Genomic DNA, 16,447 nt, shown 5'->3' with positions numbered 1-16,447 from the left:
CGCGTCAGGCCGACGCGGCAGGGGCGAGAGTGACGGGTTGGGGATCGAAGATGCGGTAGCGCTTCCAGGGCAGCGTGAGCCAGTTGCCCTGGGTGTTCTGCAGGTGCTCCTGCACTTCCAGCGTGGCGCGCGACGAGGCGGGGCCGTCCTGGCTGCTGATGCGCAGCCAGTGCAGCCGCGCCCGCGCATAGGCGTGGCCGAAGTCTTCCCAGCTTTCGAAGCTGTCCTGCGCGCGCTGTGCGTTGAGGAACAGCACCAGCCAGGCCTGCGACTCGGGCACCCAGCCCAGCAGCGCGATGCAGCGCACCAGGAAGGCGGTGCGCGCGCAGTCGAAGGCCAGCGCGTCGCGCACCTGGCCTTCTGCCGCGAGCTGTTCGTAGAAATTGGCGTGGGTGCGGCCGAGCCCGCCGACCCAGCCGACCAGCGCGGCCTGCATCTGCGTGGCGATGTCGCGCTCGGGCAGGTCGGCGGCCATGTTCATTTCGCGCAGCACCTGCTTGGCCAGCCGCTGGCGCTGCTCGGCGGGCACGTCGAGCGCCAGCGTGTCGCTGTCGCAGCGCAGGCCGTTGCGCAGCAGCAGGATGTCGCCGAGCGCCAGCGCCCAGCGGCGGCGGTTGGGCACCACCTTGCCGGCGTCGGCCCGGGCCTGCGCGGCGCGCACCGCGAGGTCGGCGTTGGCCTTTTCCATGTGGCCGATCGCCGTGCCCGAGCCGCGCACGACGATGCGGAATGCCGTGCGCACGACGAACCACGCGATGCGCACCCCGAGGTACAGCAGGCCCAGGAACACAACGATGACGATGGCCTGCGTCATGGCAATGCCGCTCCCAGCGGCGGCGCTCAGCGAGATGCCTTCGATCTCCAGCATCGCGGCGGGCGTCGGCGTGGGGGCTGCTTGCAGCGACGGCGGCAGCCGGTTCGCGGGCAGCGTCAGCCGGGCGGCGGCGGCCACCGCCACGTCCATCTGGCGCAGCCGCGCCAGCTCGTGCGGCGCGATGCGCAGCAGCAGCCATTGCAGCGCCGGCGGCGGCTGCTCGAAGTGCTCGATCAGGTGGAAGTTGCCGCTCATCACGCTGAGCAGGAAATCGGGGCTTTGCACGTCGGTCACGAACTTCCATTCGCCCCGGGCGGCGTCCGAGGCCTCGGGCTCGAACACCAGGCCCATGCCTTCGCAGTCGCTGTGGCGCTCGCCGCGCGGCGGCAGCGTGCGCAGGAACTGCAGCACATCGTCCGCGTACTTGCGGATCGGGTGGCGGTTCTGCTTGCCCTTGATCTGGTCGACGCGCAGCCCGTCCGGATGCACCTCGAGGCTGATGGTCACGTGCGGCAGGTTGCCCGCGCTGCGCAGCGTGAACAGGCGCAGCCGGCCGCTCTGCGCGGCGCTGGCGTACTGCTCGCCGTAGCCGCCATTGAGCTTCTTGATGTTGGCGAACTGGCCCAGGCAGTGCTGCATGTGGAACGACTCGTAGGCCATTTCCTCGCGCAGCGCCGCATGGCTGCCGATGAACTCGAAGATCACGCCGTTGGGCGTGCGCAGCACTTCCTTCAGCGCCAGGCCGCTGCTGGGTACCCAGCCCTTGTTGCGCTTGGCCTGCATGCGCTGGTGCTCCTGCTCCCACAGGGCCATGGCCATGAAGCAGGTGATGCGCTGCAGCTTCTGTTCGAGCCGCGTGCCGCGCCGCGAGCGCAAAAACTCGACCAGCATGCGTTCGCGGTCGACCAGCAGCAGGTGCTCGGGGTCGAGGTAGTAGAAAGTTTTCGGGGCGGCTTCGGCGGCGGGCGATTCGGCCTTGTGGCTCTTGGACTTTTCCTTGTCCTGTGCGGACGCCGCGTTCACCGCGGCAGGCGCACGCGGCTGCAGTTGCTTGGCCAGCCATTCGGGCAACGGCTTGTCGGGCCCGGCCGCGGCCAGGTAGTCGGCGGGGGACTGCACCGGCAGCACGTTGCCGAAGCTGCCGATGGCCCAGCGGAAGAAGTGGTTCAGCAGCCAGGCCGCCATGTCGGCGTCGTCGCCGCGCTCGGCGCTGCGGCGCGCGATCGCGGCCTTCACCTCGGGCGCATTCACCACGTCGCGCGGCAGGTACACCGCCGTCGCCGCGGCCGTGGGCGGCGAGGACGGGTTCGTGGACGGAGACGGAGTCGGGATCGGCATCGACGGGCGGGCGACTTACAGCGTGAAGTCGTACTCCACCGTGATCGGCGCGTGGTCGCTGAACTTGACCGTCTTGTAGATCGCCTCGGTGCGCGCCAGCGCGCCCATCGCCGGCGTGGCCAGGTGGTAGTCCAGCCGCCATCCCACGTTGTTCGCGTAGGCCTGGCCGCGGTTGCTCCACCAGGTGTAGGCGTCGCCTGTGGTGTCGGGCTTGAGGCGGCGGTACACGTCCACCAGGCCGGCGCCTTCGGTGCCGGCGTCGAGCAGGCGCGTCATCCAGGCGCGTTCCTCGGGCAGGAAGCCGCTGTTCTTCTGGTTGCCGCGCCAGTTCTTCAGGTCGATCTCCTGGTGCGCGATGTTGATGTCGCCGCACAGGATGAACTCGCGCTCCTTCTTCAGCGCCAAGAGGTGCGGGAAAAAGCCCTTCAGGAAGCGGAACTTGGCGGCCTGGCGCTCCTCGCCCGAGCTGCCGCTCGGGAAGTAGCAGCTGATCACCGAGAACTTGCGCTTGGGCGTGTCGAAGCGCAGCTCGAGGTAGCGACCTTCGGCGTCGAATTCGGGATCACCCCAACCCACCACCACGGCGCTGGGCGCATGCTTCGTGTAGATGGCGGTGCCCGCGTAGCCTTTTTTCTCGGCAAAGTGGAAGTGGCCCTGCAGGCCGGCCATCTGCTCGAAGCGGCCTTCGACATCGCTGGCCTGGACGCGGATCTCCTGCATGCAAATACAATCCGGCGCGAGTTCGGCCACCCAGTCGGCGACGCCCTTGGTGGCCGCCGAGCGCAGGCCATTGAGATTGAGACTGGTCAGTTTGAACACAAGGAATTTCCAATGGCTGTAGACGGTCAGACAAGCAGCGCGGTGGCACAGGACTTCGTCCAGTTCGCGCTCGACGCCGGCGTGCTTCGCTTCGGCGAATTCAAGACCAAGGCCGGTCGCATGAGCCCGTATTTCTTCAATTCGGGCCTCTTCGACGACGGCGCCAAGATCGCGCGGCTCGCCGGATTCTATGCAGACCGCCTGGTCGAAAGCGGCCTCGAGTTCGACATGATCTTCGGCCCCGCCTACAAGGGCATCCCGCTGGGCGCCACCGTGGCTGCCGAGCTGGCCCGGCGTGGGCGCAACTACCCCTTCGCGTACAACCGGAAGGAAGCCAAGGCGCACGGCGAAGGCGGCAATCTGGTGGGCGCGCCGCTGAAGGGCCGCGTGCTGATCGTCGACGACGTGATGTCGGCCGGCACCGCGGTGCGCGAATCCATCGCCGCGATCCAGGCCGCGGGCGCCACGCCGCATGCCGTGGCCATCGCCCTGGACCGGCAGGAAAAAGCCACCGAGAACGGCGTCGACGTGGACCACAGCGCCGTGCAGTACGTGCGCAACCAGCTCGGCCTCGCGGTGGTGCCCATCGCCACGCTGGACGACCTGCTGAGCTACCTCTCGGGCAACGCCGCCGCCGACCTCGGCGCGCACCGCGAGCGCGTGCTGGCCTACCGCACGCGCTACGGCGCCTGAGACGCAGCGCCGATGCGACGCCCCGCGCGCGAACCCTCTTCTGCCGCCGCCGTGGCGTCGCTGTGGCTGGGCCTGGCGGCCCTGTCGTCGTGCGCAACGGTGCTGGCCCAGCCCGCCAAGACGGACGGGCCCGGTGTCGGCATCTACACCTGCGTCGACGCGCGCGGGCGCACGCTCACGGCCGACCGGCCGATCGCCGAGTGCAGCGACCGCGAGCAGCGCGAACTGGGCCCGAGCGGCACGGTGCGCCGCAAGCTGGAGCCGACCTACACGGCGCGCGAGCAGCAGGAGCGCGAGGACCGCGCGCGCGAAGCCGCCATCCAGGCCGCACGGCTCATCGACGAGCGCCGCCGCGAGCGCGCGCTGCTGGTGCGCTACCCCAACGCCGCCACGCACGACCGCGAGCGCGTCGAGGCGCTGTCGCAGATCGATGCGGTGATCCAGGCCGCGAAGAAGCGCCTCGTCGAGCTCGCCGACGACCGCAAGAAGATCGACGAGGAGCTCGAGTTCTACAAGCAGGACACGAGCAAGGCGCCCGGTGCCGTGCGCCGCCGCATCGAGGACAACACGCAGAGCGTGGCCGTGCAGAACCGCTTCATCGCGGAGCAGGAAGAAGAGAAGAAGCGCGTGAATGCGCGCTTCGACGAAGAGCGCGGGCGTCTGAAGACGCTCTGGTCGCCGCAGAACGGCGGCAACCCGCGCTGAACGAACCCGCCGGGGCCTGGCGCCAGGCCCCGGGGCTCGCTCGCGATCAGCCCAGCTTGGCTTTCAGCAGCTCGGTGACCTGCGCAGGGTTGGCCTTGCCCCCGCTGGCCTTCATGACCTGCCCCACGAGGCCGTTGAGCGCCTTTTCCTTGCCGCCGCGGTATTCCTCGACGTTCTTCGCGTTCTTGGCAATCACCTCGTCGAGGATCTTGTCGAGCGCGCCGGCGTCGTTCATCGGCTTCAGGTCCTTGGCTTCGATGATCGCGTCGACATCGCTGCCTTCGCCGCTCCACAGCGCTTCGAACACCTGGCGCGCGGCGTTGTTGGGCAGCGTGCCGTCGGCGATGCGCGTCACCAGCTGCGCGAGCTGCGCGGCCTTCACGGGCGCGGCCTCGATGCCGATCTCGGCGGCGTTCAGGCGGCGTGCCATCTCGCCGGTGATCCAGTTGCTGGCCAGCTTGGGCGCCGCGCCGGCGTTCACCGCGTCGTCGAAGTAGCGCGCCAGTGCCGCACCTTGCGTGAGCTGCGCGGCGTCGTATTCCGACAGGCCGTGGTCGCGCACATAGCGCTCGGCCGTGGCACGCGGCAGCTCGGGCATGGTGGCGCGCACGCGCTCGATCCACTCGGCGGCCACCACCAGGGGCGGCAGGTCCGGGTCGGGGAAGTAGCGGTAGTCGGCCGCGTCTTCCTTGGTGCGCATGGTGCGCGTCTCGCCGGTGGCGGGGTCGAACAGCACGGTGGCCTGCTCGATGGCGCGGCCCTCTTCGAGCTCGTCGATCTGCGAGTTGATCTCGTAGTCGATCGCCTGCTGCATGAACTTGAAGCTGTTCAGGTTCTTGATCTCGCGGCGCGTGCCGAGCTTCTCGCCGGGCTTGCGCACCGACACGTTGGCGTCGCAGCGAAAGCTCCCTTCCTGCATGTTGCCGTCGCAGATGCCGATCCACGTGACGATCTTGTGCAGTTCCTTCGCATAGGCCACGGCCTCGGCGGTGGAGCGCATGTCGGGCTCGGTCACGATTTCCAGCAGCGGCGTGCCAGCGCGGTTCAGGTCGATGCCGCTCTGGCCGATGAAGTCTTCGTGCAGCGACTTGCCCGCGTCTTCCTCGAGGTGGGCGCGCACGAGGCGCACGGTCTTCTTTTCTTCGCCGAGGAAGAACGACACCGCGCCGCCTTGCACCACCGGGATCTCGAACTGGCTGATCTGGTAGCCCTTGGGCAGGTCGGGATAGAAGTAGTTCTTGCGCGCGAACACGCTGCGCGGCGCGATGTGCGAGCCCAGCGCCAGGCCCAGCTTGATGGCGCGTTCGACCGCGCCCTTGTTCATCACGGGCAGCGTGCCGGGCAGCGCCAGGTCGACCGCGCAGGCCTGCGTGTTGGGCTCGGCGCCGAAGGCGGTGGAGGCGCGGCTGAAGATCTTGCTCGCGGTCGAGAGTTGGGCGTGCGTCTCGAAGCCGATGATGACTTCATAGCCGCGCACCAGCGGGCCGGTCGGGCGGCCTTGTTGTTGTGCTTCGAATGTGTTCACGGTCTCGCTCATGTCAGAAGCCCTCCGGCGTGCGCGTGTGCCAGTCGGTGGCTTGCTGGAAGCGGTGCGCTGCATTGAGCAGCTTCGCTTCGCCGAAGTAGTTGCCGATCAGCTGCAGGCCCACGGGCATGCCAGCGTCGAAGCCCGCAGGCACGCTCATGCCGGGCAGGCCGGCCAGCGAGGCGGGCAGCGTGAAGATGTCGGCGAGGTAGTCGGCCACGGGGTCGTCGCCGTGTTCGCCGATCTTCCAGGCGGTGGTCGGCGCGGCGGGGCCGGCGATCACGTCGCATTGCGTCAGCGCCTGCTGGAAGTCGTCCGCGATCATGCGGCGCACCTTCTGCGCCTGCAGGTAGTAGGCGTCGTAGTAGCCGTGCGAGAGCACGTAGGTGCCGATCATGATGCGGCGCTTCACTTCGTCGCCGAAGCCTTCGGCGCGCGTGCGTTCGTACATCTCGGCCAGGTCCTTGTACTGCTTGGCACGGTGGCCGAACTTGACGCCGTCGAAGCGGCTCAGGTTGCTCGAGGCTTCGGCCGCGGCCAGGATGTAGTACACGGGAATCGACAGCTCGGTGCGCGGCAGCGAGACCTCGACGCGCTTGGCGCCGAGCTTCTCGTACTGCGCGAGCGCCGCGTCGATGGCCGCGCGCACGCCCGGTGCCACGCCGTCGCCGAAGAACTCCTTGGGCACGCCGATGCGCAGGCCTTCGAGCGAGTCGTTCAGCGAGCGGCCGAAGTCTTCGGCGGGCTTGTCGAGCGAGGTCGAGTCGCGGTCGAGGTCGGGGCCGCAGAAGGCCGACAGCAGCAGCGCGCAGTCTTCGGCCGAGCGGGCCATCGGGCCGGCCTGGTCGAGGCTCGATGCGAAGGCCACCATGCCGTAGCGCGAGGCGCGGCCATACGTGGGCTTGATGCCGGTGACGCCGCAGAACGACGCGGGCTGGCGGATCGAGCCGCCGGTGTCGGTGCCGGTGGCGGCCGGTGCAAGGCGCGCGGCCACGGCCGCCGCGCTGGCGCCCGACGAGCCGCCCGGAATGCGTTCGAGGTTCCAGGGGTTGCGCACCGGCACGGCTTGGTCGTGGCCCACGGCGGGCACGGCGACGTTCTCGTTGGCCGAGCCCATCGCGAACTCGTCGCAGCTGAGCTTGCCGAGCGTGACCGCGCCGGCTTCGGCCAGGCGGCGCACCACGGTCGCGTCGAAGGGCGAGCGGTAGCCCGCGAGCATCTTCGAGCCGGCGGTGGTGGCGAAATCGGTGGTGACGAAGATGTCCTTGTGCGCGATCGGAACGCCAGCCAGCGCGGGCGCGTTGCCCTGGGCGATGAGCGCGTCGGCCGCGCGGGCCTGGGCCAGCGTGACTTCTTCGTTGACGTCGACGAAGGTGCCGAGCGATTCGTGGGCCTTCATGCGGCCGAGAAACGCCTGCGAGGCCTCGACGGCCGACACCTTGCGATCGGCCAGCGCTTTGGCCAGCGCGACCACGCTCAATTGGTGCAGTTCACCGCTGCTCATTATTCGATCACCTTGGGCACGAGGAACAGGCCGGCTTCGACGGCCGGGGCGCTCTTCTGGTTGGCTTCGCGGTTGTTCGGCTCGCTCACGACGTCGTCGCGCAGGCGCAGCGTCACGTCTTCGAGCGCGGCCACCGGGTGCGCCAGCGGCTCGACGCCGGTGGTGTCGACCGCGCGCATGCGTTCGACCAGATCGAAGAAGCCGTTGATTTGAGTGAGCATGCGCTCGCTTTCATCTGGGGCGAGCTGCAGCCGCGCCAGCGAGGCGATGCGTGCAATATCGGAAGCGGAAAGAGACATAGATGGCTGACGGGTCGAAAAAACCGGAGGCAATCGCACGCCGAAGAGGGTGCCGACACGGGATTCAGAGGGGATTCGGTTATTATCCCGCCTTTGCCGCAACCCCCGCGAACGCGCCGGCTTTTGCGCCAAAAACGATCAATTCACCCCGTCAAACGACCCAAAAATAGAGCGACGACCTGCCGATGCGCAGGCCGTGCTCAGAGGATTCCGCACATGTTTGGAGCTTTCCGTCGGTACTTCTCCACCGACCTGGCGATCGACCTCGGCACCGCCAACACCCTGATCTTCGCCCGCAACAAGGGCATCGTGCTGGACGAGCCCTCCGTGGTCGCGATCCGCCACGAAGGCGGTCCCCATGGCAAGAAGGTGATCCAGGCCGTCGGCCGCGAAGCCAAGGCCATGCTGGGCAAGGTGCCCGGCAACATCGAGGCCATCCGCCCGATGAAGGACGGCGTCATTGCCGACTTCGTGATCACCGAGCAGATGATCAAGCAGTTCATCAAGATGGTGCACCCGCGCACGCTGCTCACGCCGAGCCCGCGCATCATCATCTGCGTGCCCTGCGGCTCGACCCAGGTCGAGCGCCGCGCCATCAAGGACGCGGCCGAAGCCGCCGGCGCCACCGCCGTCTACCTCATCGAAGAACCCATGGCCGCGGCCATCGGCGCCGGCCTGCCCGTCAGCGAAGCCTCGGGCTCGATGGTGGTGGACATCGGCGGCGGCACCACCGAAGTGGGCGTGATCTCGCTGGGCGGCATGGTCTACAAGGGTTCGGTCCGCGTGGGCGGCGACCGCTTCGACGAAGCCATCATCAACTACATCCGCCGCAACTACGGCATGCTGATCGGCGAGCCGACGGCCGAAGTCATCAAGAAGAACATCGGCTCGGCCTTCCCTGGCTCCGAAGTCAAGGAAATGGAAGTCAAGGGCCGCAACCTGTCCGAAGGCGTGCCGCGCAGCTTCACCATCAGCAGCAACGAAGTGCTGGAAGCCCTGACCGACCCCCTGAACAACATCGTCTCGGCCGTGAAGAACGCGCTGGAACAGACGCCTCCCGAACTGGGCGCCGATATCGCCGAGCGCGGCATGATGCTCACCGGCGGCGGCGCGCTGCTGCGCGACCTCGACCGCCTGCTCGCCGAGGAAACCGGCCTGCCGGTGCTCGTGGCCGAAGACCCGCTGACCTGCGTGGTGCGCGGCTGCGGCATCGCCCTGGAGCGCATGGACCGTCTGGGCAGCATCTTCACGAGCGAGTAAAAGGCGAAAGCCATCATCGGCCGGCCTCTGCTTGCGCAGGCCGGCTTTTTGTTATTTGATGCCGCACCACCGCCGGGTCTGACTACATGCCTCTGGGCACGCTCGATCGCACAGCGCCACCCCTGTTCAACCAGGGGCAATCGGCACTCAGCAAGCTGATCTTCTTCGGCGCGCTCTCGCTCTTCCTCATGGTCGCCGACGCCCGCTTTCACCTCGTGAAGCCGATCCGCTCGGCCATCGGCGCGGTGCTCTACCCGGTGCAGATGGCGGCGCTCAAGCCGGTCATGCTGGTGATGGGCGGCAGCCGCTACTTCGAAGAGCTGCAGACCGCGCAGCGCAACGAAGACGAGGCCCGCAAGGCCCTGATGCTGCAGGCCGAGACCGCCAGCCGCGCCGACACGCTCGCGCAAGACAACGCCCGCCTGCGCGAGCTGCTCGAGCTGCGCCAGACCACCACCACGCCGGGCCGCCCGGCCGAGGTGCTGTACGACGCGGCCGACCCCTACACGCGCAAGATCGTCATCGACCAGGGCCTCGCCCAAGGCGTGGCCGCCGGCTCGCCGGTGATCGACGCGCGCGGCGTGCTGGGGCAGGTGACGCAGGTGCTGCCCTTCACGAGCGAGGTCACGCTGGTGATCGACCGCGACCTGGCCATTCCCGTGCAGAACACCCGCACCGGCGTGCGCAGCGTGGCCTTCGGCGACGCCTCGGCGCACGGCGGCGGCATGGAGCTGCGCTTCATGGCCGCCAACGCCGACCTGCAGGAGGGCGACCTGCTGTCCACCAGCGGTGTCGACGGCATCTACCCGGCCGGCCTGCCGGTGGCGAAGATCGAGCGCATCGAGCGCCGTGCCGACTCGGCCTTCGCGCGCATCTACTGCGTGCCGCTGGCCCGCGTGACCGCGGCGCGCTACGTGCTGGTGCTCGAGCCCTCGGGCGCCCCGGTGGCGCCGCCGCACGTCGAGGCCGCGTCCACCCAGCGCAAGCGCCCCGAAGGCAAGCCGGGCGCCGGCAAGAACGAGAAGAAACCGGCGGGAGCCACGCGATGATCAAGCGCCCCGGCCAGCAGCAGCTCTTGCTGCCCGTCAGCCCCGTCTTCATGTGGACCAGCCTGCTCGTGGCACTGCTGGTCAACATGATCCCCATCGGCCGCGCCGCCTGGATGCCCGACCTGCTGGCGCTGGTGATCGTGTTCTGGGGCGTGCACCAGCCCGCGCGCGTGGGCATCGGCGCGGCCTTCATGTTCGGCCTGCTCATGGACGTGCACCAGTCGTCGATGCTGGGCCAGCATGCGCTGTCCTACACCACGCTGGGCTTCTTCGCGATCATGATCCACCGGCGCCTGCTGTGGTACCCGGTGCTCTCGCAGGCGCTGCAGGTGCTGCCGCTGTTTGCGTTGTCGCAGTTCATCGAGGTGATCACGCGCATGATCGGCGGCGGCGTGTTCCCGGGCTGGGGCGTGCTGGTCTCGCCGGCGCTCGAGGCGGCGCTGTGGCCGCTGGCCACCGCGCTGCTGCTGGCGCCCCAGCGTCGCACGCCCGAACCCGACGAGAACCGTCCCCTCTGAGTTCTTCCTTCCGGCGCATTTGCCATCGCACCTGCGCACGCCTAAGCTTCCTGACGCCATGACCGAAATCCGCAACGTTGCCGCCGACCTGGCGCGCTTCAAGCGCCGCGTGATCGTCATCGGCCTGGCGGTGCTGTTCGCCTTCAGCCTGCTGGGCTCGCGGCTGGTCTACCTGCAGGTCGTGCGCCATGCCGACCTGGCCGAGCAGGCCGAGAGCAACCGCACGGCCGTGGTGCCGGTGGTGCCGAACCGGGGGCTCATCCTCGACCGCAACGGCATCGTGCTGGCCTCCAACTACTCGGCCTACACGCTGGAGATCACGCCCTCCAAGGTCGGCGACGTCGAGGAGACCATCAACAGCCTGACCAGCGTGCTCGAGGTGTCGCCGCGCGACCGCCGCCGCTTCAAGCGCCTGCGCGAAGACTCGCGCAGCTTCGACTCCATTCCGATCCGCACCCGCCTGAGCGACGAAGAGGTGGCGCGCTTCGCGGCACAGCGCTACCGCTTCCCGGGCGTGGAGATCAAGGCGCGCCTGTTCCGCAACTACCCGCAGGGCGAGCTGGCCTCGCACGTGCTGGGCTACATCGGCCGCATCAACCAGCGCGAGAAGACCGCGATGGAAGACTGGGACGAGGAAGACCAGGCCAACTACAAAGGCACCGACTACATCGGCAAGCTGGGCATCGAGCAGAGCTACGAGAAGATGCTGCACGGCCAGACCGGCGTCGAGCAGATGGAAACCTCGGCCGGTGGGCGCGCCGTGCGCCGGCTCGCCAGCCACCCGGCCACGCCGGGCAACACCGTCATGCTGTCGCTGGACATCAAGCTGCAGAAGCTGGTGGAAGACATGTACGGCGACCGGCGCGGTGCGCTCGTGGCCATCGACCCCAAGACCGGCGAGGTGCTGGCCTTCGTGAGCAAGCCCACCTTCGATCCCAACCTGTTCGTCGAAGGCATCGACACCGAGAGCTGGCAGGCGCTCACCGAATCGATCGACAAGCCGCTGCTCAACCGCGCGCTGCGCGGCACCTACCCGCCGGGCTCCACCTACAAGCCCTTCATGGCGCTGGCGGCGCTGCAGACCGGCAAGCGTGCCGCGAGCGTGGTGGTGAACGACCCCGGCTACTTCAACTTCGGCGGCCACCGCTTCGGCAGCCCCGAGGGCTACCTGGGCGGCGTCGACATGCGCCGCTCGATCCAGGTGTCGAGCAACATCTACTACTACTCGCTGGCCAACGAGATGGGCGTGGACCTGATCCACGACTTCATGAAGCCGATGGGCTTCGGCCAGATCACCGGCATCGACCTGGGCGGCGAGGTGCGCGGCGTGCTGCCCAGCACCGAGTGGAAGCGCAACGCCTACAAGCGGCCCGAGCAGAAGAAGTGGTACGCGGGCGAGACCATCTCGCTGGGCATCGGCCAGGGCTACAACGCCTTCACCATGCTGCAGCTGGCGCAGGCCACGGCCATCGTGGCCGACGGCGGCATGAAGCACCGGCCGCACCTGGCGCTGGCGATGCGCAACACGGTCAGCGGGCAGGTCGTGCCGCTGCCGCAGCCGCCGGCCGAGAACCTGGGCTACACGGCGGCCAACGTGGCCGTGATCCGCGAGGGCCTGACCAGCGTGGTCACCAGCGGCACCGCGCGCGGCGTGTTCGCGGGCGCGGGCTACCAGGCGGCCGGCAAGACCGGCACGGCACAGGCCGTGACGCAGGCCAAGAACACCAAGTACAACGCGCGCGCACTCGAAGAACACCAGCGCGACCACGCGCTGTTCATGGCCTACGCACCGGCCAACAACCCGAAGATCGCGCTCGCCGTCATCGTCGAGAACGCCGGCTGGGGCGCGGGCGCTGCGGCGCCTCTCGCGCGCCGCGTGTTCGACTACTGGCTCATGGACCAGTACCCGAGCGAGGCCGACATGGCCGCCGTGCGCATCGGCCGCGCGGGTGCGCCGATGGGCAAGCCGCGCGTGGCCAGCGAGGTGGCCTGGCCTGCGGCGGCCGCGGTGCCGGCACCGGCGGGCGCGGCATCGTCGGCGGCGCCGACGCCCTGAAGGGCGCGCCTCTCGGAGCGCACCGTCGCTCAGGCCAGGGTCAGACCACCGTCCCGGCGACTTCACCCAGGCCGATGCGCACCGCGCCTTCGCGCTCGCACCAGCCGCGCATCACCAGCGTGTCGCCGTCTTCCAGGAAGGTGCGCTTCTCGCCGTTCGGCAGCGTGACCGGCTGCTTGCCGCCCAGCGTGAGTTCCATCAGCGAGCCGGCCTGGTCGGGCTGCGGGCCCGACAGCGTGCCCGAGCCCAGCAGGTCGCCGGGCTGCAGGTTGCAGCCGTTCACCGTGTGGTGCGTGATGAGCTGCGCGGCGGTCCAGTAGGCGGCCTCGGTGGTGTTGCCCAGCGTGAGGCGCACGGGCGCCACGCCGTCGGCGCGCATCTTCGCGGTCTGCAGCAGCACTTCGAGCGTGATGTCGAGCGCGCCGCTGTCGCGGTTCGACGGGGCGTCGAGGTAGGGCAGCGGTTGCGGGTCTTCGGCGGGGCGCTCGAACTTCGCGCGGAACGGCGCCAGCGCTTCGGTCGTCACGATCCAGGGCGACAGCGTGCTGGCGAAGTTCTTCGCGAGGAACGGGCCCAGCGGCTGGTATTCCCAGGCCTGCAGGTCGCGCGCCGACCAGTCGTTGAGCAGGGTCACGCCGAACAGGTGGTCTTCGGCGTCGCCGATGGCGATGGGCTCGCCCAGCGCGTTGCCGCGGCCCACGAGGAAACCCAGCTCCAGTTCGTAGTCCAGCCGCTTCGAGGGGCCGAAGCTCGGCGCCACTGCGTCGGGTGCCTTGGTCTGGCCTTGCGGGCGCTTGAAGACCTGGCCGCTCACGCCGATCGACGAGGCGCGGCCGTGGTAGCCGATGGGCACCCACTTGTAGTTGGGCATCAGCGGCTGGTCGGGACGGAACAGCTTGCCGATGGTGGTGGCGTGGTGGATGCCCGTGTAGAAGTCGGTGTAGTCGCCGATGCGGCAGGGCACGGTCATCTCGGCCTGGGCTTGCGCGAGCAGCGCCTTCGACCATGCAGCCTGCTGGCCGCTGCCTTCGGCGAGGCCCGCGGAGATCGCGGCGCGCAGCGCCTGGCGGTCTTTCACCGAGGCGTTCATCAGCACGTTCATGTCGTCGGTGTCGATGAGGCCGGTGGCGCGCAGGTCGAGGATCTGGTCGCCGATGGCCACGCCGATGCGGAAGGCCTCGCTGCTGCCGGCGGTGCGGAAGCGGCCAAAGGGCAGGTTCTGGATCGGGAAGTCGGTGCCGGCCGCGTTGGCGGCGGCGACCCAGCTGCGCAGCTTCGGGTCGTGGGTGGCGTTGAGTGCGGTCATGGAGGTCTTTCGGTTCTTGAATCGGATCAGTCTGCGGTCATGCCCGCTTTTTTGGCGACATCGCCCAGGCGCTTGTATTCGGTGTCGGTGAGCGTGGTGAGCTCCTGCGCGCTCGAGCCGCGCGGCAAGAAGCCGGCCTGCTGCAGCTTGGCCTTCACGTCGGGCATCGCGAGTGCTTCGACGAACGCTTCGTTCAGCGCCTTCACGATCGGCGCCGGCAGCTTCGCCGGCCCGTACACGCCGAACCACGGCTCCAGCGCATAGCCCTTGAGGCCCGCCTCGGCCATCGTCGGCACATCGGGCAGCGAGGGCGAGCGCGTGGAGCCCGCCACCGCCAGCGCGCGCAGCTTGCCGGCCTGGATGTGCGGCAGCGACGCCGGCAGGTTGTCGAACATCACGCCGATGGTGTTGCCCAGCATGTCGGTGATGGCCGGGCCGCTGCCCTTGTAGGCCACGTGCGTGAGCTCGGTGCCGGTCATCTGCGCGAACATCACGCCGGCCAGGTTCATCGAGGTGCCGGCGCCCGCGGTGGCGTAGGGCAGGCCGGGGTTCTTCTTCGCGGCGGCGATGAGCTCGGGCACGGTCTTGATGGCCGAGGTGGCCGGCACTTCGAGCACGATGGTCGACATGCCCAGCAGGCTGATGGCCGTGAAGTCCTTGCGCGGATCGAAGGCCATCGACTTGTAGATGTGCGGGTTCAGCGCGTTGGTCGAGATGGCGCCGAAGCCGATCGTGTAGCCGTCGGGCGCGGCCTTGGCCACGGCGTCCATGCCGATGTTGCCGCCCGCGCCGCCGCGGTTGTCGATGAGCACCGGCTGGCCCAGCTTCTCCGACACCTTCTGGCCCACGGTGCGCGCCACCAGGTCGGTGGTGCCGCCGGCCGTGTAGGGCACGATGAACTTGATGGGCTTGGACGGAAAGTCGGCCGCGTGCGCCAGCAGGAACGGCGCCGCGAGCAGTGCGACGGCCGCCGCGCGGCGGGTGAGGGCGAAAGCGCTCTTCTTCATCTTCATGGCTTGAATTGGTCCTTGAGACCGGCCCAGCAGTCGGTGTAGTCGGTGTCGAGCGCCGGGCTTTGCAGCGCGAAGTTCGTCGGGATGAAACGGTAGCGGCTCTCGAACATGAAGGCCAGCGTGTTGTCCAGCTTGTGCGGCTTGAGGTCGGCGTGCGTGGCCTTGTCGAAGGCCTCCTCGTCCGGGCCGTGCGGCACCATGCAGTTGTGCAGGCTCGCGCCGCCGGGCTTGAAGCCGCCCGGCTTGGCGTCGTACTCGCCCAGCACCAGGCCCATGAATTCGCTCATGAGGTTGCGGTGGAACCACGGCGGACGGAAGGTGTTTTCCATCACCATCCAGCGCGGCGGGAAGATCACGAAGTCGCAGTTGGCGGTGCCGGGCGTGTCGCTGGGCGAGGTCAGCACGGTGAAGATCGACGGATCGGGATGGTCGAAGCTGATCGAGCCGATGACCATGAAGTTGGCTGTGTCGTACTTCACCGGCGCGAGGTTGCCGTGCCACGCGACCACGTTGAAGGGCGACTGTTGCGTCGGTGCGGTCCAGAAGCGGCCGCCGAATTTCTTCACCAGCTCGTAGGCGCCGCCGTCTGCCTCGAAGGCCGCCACGGGCGCCTGGAAGTCGCGGGCATTGGCCAGGCCGTTCGAGCCGATCGGGCCGAGTTCGGGCAGGCGGAAGTGCGCGCCGTAGTTCTCGCACACGTAGCCGCGCGAGAGGCCGTCAGGCAATGCGACCTTGAAGGCCATGCCGCGCGGCAGCACCACGATTTCGCCGGGCTTGACGTCGAGCACGCCGAGTTCGGTCGTGACGACGAGGCGGCCCTGTTGGGGCATCACCAGCATCTCGCCGTCGGCGTTGACGAAGGCGCGCTGTTCCATCGAACGGCCGGCCATGTACATCAGCGAGCCGATGCCGACCTGCGATTCGGCGTCGCCGTTGGCGGCCAGCGTGTGCATGCCGTCAATGAAGTCGACGTCGGCCGCGCCGTCCAGCGGCAGCGGGCCCCAGCGCATCGGCTCGGGCGGCAGCGCGATCTCGCGGTCGGCGCCGGTGGTCCAGTGCGCCTGCGCGTAGGGCTGGTAGCGGCCCGACACCACCGAGGGCTGGCGGCGGTACAGCCAGGTGCGGCGGTTCTCGTGGCGCGGCGCCGTGAAGGCGGTGCCCGAGAGCAGCTCGGTGTACAGGTCGAAGGGGCCGCGCTGCGGGTTGTTGCGGCCTTGCGGCAGCGCACCGGGCACGGCCTCGGAGGCGTATTCGTTGCCGAAGCCGCTCTGGTAGCGCCGTTCGGCGGCGGGTGTTGCTTGGGTCATGGGCTTGTCTTTCGAAAGTCGCGATGAGGTGGGAGCGTGCGGCCGTTCAGCCGGCGCGCGCCGCGTCGAAGGCTTCGCGCAGCACGGCCAGCGAGCCGACGTGGTTGGCCAGCACGAGCACGAGCCGTGCGTTGAAGGCGTGGCTTTCCTCGGTGGAAAGCCCCTGGTGGGCCTCGATGAGCGCCTCGTAGAAATCGTCGGGCGCTTCGAGGTTCGGCGTGGTGATCAGTTGCGGTTGCAT

General features: G+C 68.8%; 15 protein-coding genes. 6 read left to right on the top strand and 9 right to left on the bottom strand.

Features of this window, described 5'->3' with window-relative positions; all coding sequences use genetic code 11:
- Nucleotides 1-4: 4 nt before the first annotated feature.
- Both ACAM52_RS26855 and ACAM52_RS26850 read right to left on the bottom strand, forming a co-directional pair.
- A complete protein-coding gene (locus ACAM52_RS26855) occupies nt 5-2,152 on the bottom strand; it encodes a DUF1266 domain-containing protein (RefSeq protein WP_369645048.1) in 2,148 nt (715 codons plus the stop codon).
- A gap of 15 nt (nt 2,153-2,167) precedes the next feature.
- Complete coding sequence (locus tag ACAM52_RS26850; protein WP_062472711.1) at nt 2,168-2,971, bottom strand: exodeoxyribonuclease III; 804 nt, start codon at nt 2,969-2,971, stop codon at nt 2,168-2,170.
- A gap of 12 nt (nt 2,972-2,983) precedes the next feature.
- Between ACAM52_RS26850 and pyrE the strand changes: the two genes are divergently transcribed.
- On the top strand, nt 2,984-3,664 hold the full coding sequence (gene pyrE, locus ACAM52_RS26845) for an orotate phosphoribosyltransferase (protein ID WP_056583914.1): 681 nt from the start codon (nt 2,984-2,986) through the stop codon (nt 3,662-3,664).
- 12 nt (nt 3,665-3,676) lie between these two features.
- Nucleotides 3,677-4,369: a DUF4124 domain-containing protein gene (locus ACAM52_RS26840; protein WP_369645047.1), complete on the top strand. Its 693-nt coding sequence runs from the start codon at nt 3,677-3,679 to the stop codon at nt 4,367-4,369.
- A gap of 46 nt (nt 4,370-4,415) precedes the next feature.
- Here ACAM52_RS26840 and gatB read toward each other — a convergent pair whose 3' ends face one another.
- From gatB to gatC, 3 genes are read right to left on the bottom strand one after another with little or no spacing between them, the layout of a single operon-like run.
- Nucleotides 4,416-5,906, bottom strand: a complete 1,491-nt coding sequence (gene gatB / locus ACAM52_RS26835; RefSeq protein ID WP_095949786.1) for an Asp-tRNA(Asn)/Glu-tRNA(Gln) amidotransferase subunit GatB — start codon at nt 5,904-5,906, stop codon at nt 4,416-4,418.
- A gap of 1 nt (nt 5,907) precedes the next feature.
- The gene (gene gatA / locus ACAM52_RS26830) at nt 5,908-7,398 is read right to left on the bottom strand and encodes an Asp-tRNA(Asn)/Glu-tRNA(Gln) amidotransferase subunit GatA (RefSeq protein ID WP_369645046.1); all 1,491 of its coding nucleotides are present in this window, start codon (nt 7,396-7,398) and stop codon (nt 5,908-5,910) included.
- Nucleotides 7,398-7,697 carry an Asp-tRNA(Asn)/Glu-tRNA(Gln) amidotransferase subunit GatC gene (gatC, locus tag ACAM52_RS26825; protein WP_056583926.1) on the bottom strand — a complete coding sequence of 100 codons (300 nt, stop codon included), beginning with the start codon at nt 7,695-7,697 and terminating at the stop codon, nt 7,398-7,400. The genes gatA and gatC overlap by 1 nt, the downstream gene beginning before the upstream one ends.
- Nucleotides 7,698-7,913: 216 nt before the next feature.
- Between gatC and ACAM52_RS26820 the strand changes: the two genes are divergently transcribed.
- The 4 genes from ACAM52_RS26820 to mrdA all read left to right on the top strand — a co-directional run bounded on the left by ACAM52_RS26820 (nt 7,914) and on the right by mrdA (nt 12,580).
- Entirely contained in the window at nt 7,914-8,957 is a 1,044-nt protein-coding gene (locus tag ACAM52_RS26820) for a rod shape-determining protein (protein WP_056583929.1), read from the top strand.
- A gap of 86 nt (nt 8,958-9,043) precedes the next feature.
- A complete protein-coding gene (mreC, locus tag ACAM52_RS26815; protein WP_095743224.1) occupies nt 9,044-10,006 on the top strand; it encodes a rod shape-determining protein MreC in 963 nt (320 codons plus the stop codon).
- Entirely contained in the window at nt 10,003-10,524 is a 522-nt protein-coding gene (gene mreD / locus ACAM52_RS26810) for a rod shape-determining protein MreD (protein WP_062472721.1), read from the top strand. Before mreC ends, mreD begins: the two co-directional genes overlap by 4 nt.
- A gap of 58 nt (nt 10,525-10,582) precedes the next feature.
- Nucleotides 10,583-12,580, top strand: coding sequence for a penicillin-binding protein 2 (gene mrdA, locus ACAM52_RS26805; RefSeq protein ID WP_062472723.1), 1,998 nt, complete (start codon nt 10,583-10,585; stop codon nt 12,578-12,580).
- Between the two features lie 40 nt (nt 12,581-12,620).
- Here mrdA and fahA read toward each other — a convergent pair whose 3' ends face one another.
- From fahA to ACAM52_RS26785, 4 genes are read right to left on the bottom strand one after another with little or no spacing between them, the layout of a single operon-like run.
- Nucleotides 12,621-13,886, bottom strand: coding sequence for a fumarylacetoacetase (gene fahA, locus ACAM52_RS26800; protein ID WP_369645045.1), 1,266 nt, complete (start codon nt 13,884-13,886; stop codon nt 12,621-12,623).
- A gap of 26 nt (nt 13,887-13,912) precedes the next feature.
- Nucleotides 13,913-14,893 (bottom strand): Bug family tripartite tricarboxylate transporter substrate binding protein, encoded by a 981-nt coding sequence (locus tag ACAM52_RS26795; RefSeq protein WP_369647787.1) that lies wholly within the window; start codon nt 14,891-14,893, stop codon nt 13,913-13,915.
- 2 nt (nt 14,894-14,895) lie between these two features.
- Nucleotides 14,896-16,206 carry a homogentisate 1,2-dioxygenase gene (gene hmgA / locus ACAM52_RS26790; RefSeq protein WP_369645044.1) on the bottom strand — a complete coding sequence of 437 codons (1,311 nt, stop codon included), beginning with the start codon at nt 16,204-16,206 and terminating at the stop codon, nt 14,896-14,898.
- A 46-nt stretch (nt 16,207-16,252) separates the two neighbouring features.
- Nucleotides 16,253-16,447: a DUF2783 domain-containing protein gene (locus tag ACAM52_RS26785; protein WP_062472729.1), complete on the bottom strand. Its 195-nt coding sequence runs from the start codon at nt 16,445-16,447 to the stop codon at nt 16,253-16,255.

Source organism: Variovorax sp. V118 (assembly GCF_041154445.1).
GTDB classification, from domain to species: domain Bacteria; phylum Pseudomonadota; class Gammaproteobacteria; order Burkholderiales; family Burkholderiaceae_C; genus Variovorax; species Variovorax boronicumulans.
The sequence above is the reverse complement of the archived record's forward strand: the minus strand, read 5'-3'. Positions and strand labels throughout refer to the sequence as shown.